The 4,044-nt window shown below is 71.1% G+C and carries 4 protein-coding genes; 2 read left to right on the forward strand and 2 right to left on the reverse strand.

Translation table 11 applies throughout. The features are described from left to right. Positions 1 to 206, reverse strand: a 206-nt coding sequence (locus tag PROKR_RS17370) for a sigma factor (protein WP_036965070.1), incomplete at its 3' end; no start/stop codon positions are given. Positions 207 to 243: 37 nt separating this feature from the next. After that, on the reverse strand, positions 244 to 666 hold the full coding sequence (locus tag PROKR_RS17375) for a YciI family protein (protein WP_036965072.1): 423 nt from the start codon (positions 664 to 666) through the stop codon (positions 244 to 246). A 288-nt stretch (positions 667 to 954) separates the two neighbouring features. Between PROKR_RS17375 and PROKR_RS17380 the strand changes: the two genes are divergently transcribed. Both PROKR_RS17380 and PROKR_RS17385 read left to right on the forward strand, forming a co-directional pair. After that, positions 955 to 2,883 carry a glycoside hydrolase family 15 protein gene (locus PROKR_RS17380; protein WP_051433103.1) on the forward strand — a complete coding sequence of 643 codons (1,929 nt, stop codon included), beginning with the start codon at positions 955 to 957 and terminating at the stop codon, positions 2,881 to 2,883. A 127-nt stretch (positions 2,884 to 3,010) separates the two neighbouring features. Continuing rightward, positions 3,011 to 3,910 (forward strand): alpha/beta fold hydrolase, encoded by a 900-nt coding sequence (locus PROKR_RS17385; protein ID WP_036965076.1) that lies wholly within the window; start codon positions 3,011 to 3,013, stop codon positions 3,908 to 3,910. The last annotated feature ends 134 nt before the right edge of the window (positions 3,911 to 4,044 follow it).

Genomic DNA, 4,044 nt, shown 5'->3' on the forward strand with positions numbered 1-4,044 from the left:
CGGCGCGCCGTCGCGATGAGCCAGGCCGCCGGGTCCCGCGGCGTGCGGTCGCGCGGCCAGGAGACGAGCGCCTCCGCGAGCGCCTCCTGGGCCACGTCCTCGGCGAGCTCGAAATCGCGGGTGTAGCGGGTCAGGGCGCCGACGATACGAGCCGACTCGATCCGCCAGACCGCCTCGACGGCCCGGCGCGCGGCGTCGTCGTCCATCGCTGCTCCCTCCCCGCCCCTTCGCTACCGGTCCGGCTCAGAGCTGGCCCGTGGACTCGCGCCAGGCCCGCTCCTTCTGGATGTGCTCGTTGTCCTGCGGGAACTGGTCGAGCTCGGTGACCTTGCGGATCTCCGCCTTGCTGCCCGGACCGGCCAGCGGCGCGCGCTTGGCCCACTCGACGGCCTCCTCCTTGGAGGCCACCTCCAGGATCCAGAAGCCGTTGAACAGCTCCTTGGTCTCGCCGTAGGGCCCGTCGGTCACCACGGGCGTCTCGGTGGAGTAGTCGACGACGACGGAGTCGGCGGCGTCCTCGAGGCCCTCGCCGGCCACCAGCACGCCGGCCTTGACCATCTCCTCGTTGAACGCGCCCATGTCGTTCATGATCTTCTCGAAGTCCATGGCCTCGTAGGCGGTCACGGTCTCGTCGGTCGCTCGCATGATGAGCATGTACTTCGGCATGGGTTCTTCTCCCTCGTGTTCTTCCGGCCCCTGGTAGGACCTTCTCATCCACAGGTCGAACGGGAAACAGACAGATCGACACCGCCCGCGCATCAGTTTTGTGGAGCATGCGGACGGGTTCCGCGCGTCACACAGATCCGGCTTGCCAGGCGCGCGGAACGTGCGGAACCCTTGATCCTCATGACGCTCGAATCGATTGACGCGCAGGGGTCCGACGCCCCCTCCGCTCCCTCCGCCGGCACGCCCTCCGCGGGCGGTCAGATGCCGACGCCCGTGAGCCCGGGCCCGGTGAGAGGTCACAGATCGAGCGAGGGCCTCTTTCCGCAGCCCTGGGACGGGCGCAGCAAGTTCCCGCACATCGGTGAGTACGGTTTCCTGTCCGACTGCGAGGCCAACGCGCTCATCGCGCCGTCGGGCAGCGTGGAGTGGATGTGCCTGCCCCGCCCCGACTCGCCCAGCGTCTTCGCCAAGATCCTCGACCGGGGAGCCGGCCACTTCCGGGTGGGCCCGCACGGCGTGCGCGTGCCCGTCGCGCGCCGCTACCTGCCCGGCACCCTGATCCTCGAGACCACGTGGCAGACCGAGACCGGCTGGCTCGTGGTGCGGGACGCCATGCTGATGGGCCCGTGGCACGACCTGGAGTCGCGTTCGGGCACGCACCGCCGCACCCCCACCGACGACGACGCCGAGCACATCCTGCTGCGCACCATCAAGTGCGTGTCGGGCACCGTGGACCTCGAGGTCGAGTGCGAGCCCCGCCCGGACTACGCGCGCGCCGAGGTCGACTGGGAGTACAAGAACAGCGGGTACTCGGACGTCGTCGCGCACGTCGGCGACGCCACGCCCGACCTGCACCTGCGCTCCAGCCTCCGGTTCGGGCTGGAGGGCAAGCGGGCCACGGCACGCACGCGGATGACGCAGGGCGCCGAGCACTTCGTGGCGATGTCCTGGGGCTCGCAGGAGCCGCCCACCACCTACGCGGAAGCCCTCGACGCGATGTGGCGCACCGAGCGGTTCTGGCGCGACTGGATCACGCAGGGCACGTTCCCCGACCACCCGTGGCGCGTCTACCTGCAGCGCTCGGCCCTCACGCTGAAAGGGCTGACCTACTCCCCCACCGGCGCGCTGATCGCCGCGGCGACCACGTCCCTGCCCGAGACCCCGGGCGGCGAGCGCAACTGGGACTACCGGTACGCGTGGATCCGCGACTCGACCTTCGCGCTGTGGGGGCTGTACACGCTGGGCCTGGAGCGCGAGGCGAACGACTTCTTCTCGTTCATCCAGGATGTCTGCCGTGACAACCGGCAGCTCCAGATCATGTACGGCGTCGGCGGCGAGGAGACGCTGGAGGAGTTCGAGCTGCCGCACCTGTCCGGCTACGAGGGCGCGCAGCCGGTCCGCGTCGGCAACGCCGCGTACGACCAGCGCCAGCACGACGTGTGGGGCGCGGTGCTCGACTCGGTGTGGCTGCACGCCAAGTCGCGCGACCAGCTCCCCGAGTCGCTGTGGCCCATCCTCAAGCGGCAGGTCGAGGAGGCCATGAAGCACTGGCACGAGCCGGACCGGGGCATCTGGGAGGTGCGCGGCGAGCCGCAGCACTTCACCAGCTCCAAGCTCATGTGCTGGGTCGCGATGGACCGCGGCGCGAAGCTCGCGCGGCTGTACGACGAGCCCGACTACGCCCAGGCCTGGCAGAAGATCGCCGACGAGATCGCCGACGACATCTGCAGCAAGGGCGTGGACGACCGCGGCGTCTTCACGCAGCGCTACGGCGACCCCGCGCTCGACGCGTCGCTGCTGCTGGTGCCGCTGCTGCGGTTCCTGCCGTCGGACGACCCGCGGGTCCGGGCCACCGTGCTCGCGATCGCGGACGAGCTCACCGAGGACGGCCTGGTCCTGCGCTACCGCACGGACGAGACCGACGACGGCCTGCGGGGTGAGGAGGGCTCGTTCACCATCTGCTCCTTCTGGCTGGTGTCCGCGCTGGTCGAGATCGGCGAGGTGGAGCGGGCCCGCGCGCTGTGCGAGCGGCTGCTCGGCTACGCCTCCTCGCTCGACCTCTACGCGGAGGAGATCGAGCCAGGCAGCGGCCGCCACCTGGGCAACTTCCCGCAGGCATTCACGCACCTGGCCCTGATCAACGCCGTGATGCACGTGATCAAGGCGGAGAGCGGCGAGGCCGAGAAGGGCTACTTCGGGGTGGTCCGCCCTCACTGATCCGTCGCACGCCCGTCGAGTGCGGGATCCTCGCCCTCCTGGCTCCGGCCAGAGGACGGTGATCCCGCACTCTTCTGTTTTCCAGGGGCTCTTGCGCACATTGGCTAATAGGCGTAGCTTTGTGGCTATGACAGCCAGCCAGAGCAACAACGTAGCCGTCCTCGCACGCCCCGAGGGCAACATCGCCTACACCGACACGGGCTCCGGCCCGCTCGTCGTCGCCATGCCTGGCATGGGAGACGTCCGGTCCACCTACGACGACCTCGCACCCGCCCTGGTCGACGCCGGCTATCGCGTGGTGATCGCGGACCTGCGCGGCCACGGCGACTCCGACACCACGTTCCGCACGCACGGCGACGACGCCACCGGCACCGACTTCATCGCGCTCGTCGAGCACCTCGGCGCCGGGCCGGCAGTGCTGCTGGGCAACTCGATGGCGTCGTCGGCCGCCGCCTGGGCCGCAGCCGAGCGCCCGGACCTCGTGCGCGGGCTCGTCCTGCTCAGCCCTCTCCTGCGCCAGCCGGGCTCGCCGGCCATGCAGTGGACCATGCGGCTCGCCCTTCGCGTGCTCCTCGCGCGACCCTGGGGCGCCGCGTTCTGGGCCGCCTACTACTCGTCGATCAGCAAGGGCCGTCGCTCCGCGCGACACGCCGAGCAGGTCGCCGAGGTCCGGCAGAGACTGCGCGATCCGGCGCACCTGCGCTCGTTCCGCGACCTCAGCGTGGTGCTCGACCACTCCGTCGTCGAGGCCCGGCTGCCCGAGGTCGCGGCCCCGTCGCTCGCCGTGGTCGGCGCCCTCGACCCCGACTTCGCCGACCCCGCCAAGGAGCTCGCCTGGATCACGGAGACGATCGGGGCGCGGGGCGTCCTGGTCGACGAGGTGGGACACTATCCCGCGCAGCAGGCGCCCGACGTCGTCGTGCCCGCCGTGCTCGACTTCCTCGCCGGGCTGCCGGGCTCCGCGGGCGGTCCGGGTGCCGCCGGTGGCGTGGGCACCCCGGCCCGGGACGGCGGCCGCAATGCCTAGGGCAGGGCTCTCGCACGACGCCGTGGTGCGTCTGGCCCTGGAGGTCGTCGACGAGGGCGGCGTGCGCGGGTACGCCGACCTGACCCTGGCCAAGGTCGCCGCGAAGGCCGGGGTCGCCGCACCGAGCCTCTACA

The sequence above is a fragment of the Promicromonospora kroppenstedtii DSM 19349 genome (genome assembly GCF_000515355.1).
GTDB classification, from domain to species: domain Bacteria; phylum Actinomycetota; class Actinomycetes; order Actinomycetales; family Cellulomonadaceae; genus Promicromonospora; species Promicromonospora kroppenstedtii.

Coding starts and splice junctions, on each gene's coding strand:
- PROKR_RS17375 (WP_036965072.1), bottom strand. CDS start 666: ATGCCGAAGTACATGCTCATCATGCGAGCGACCGACGAGACCGTGACC.
- PROKR_RS17385 (WP_036965076.1), top strand. CDS start 3,011: ATGACAGCCAGCCAGAGCAACAACGTAGCCGTCCTCGCACGCCCCGAG.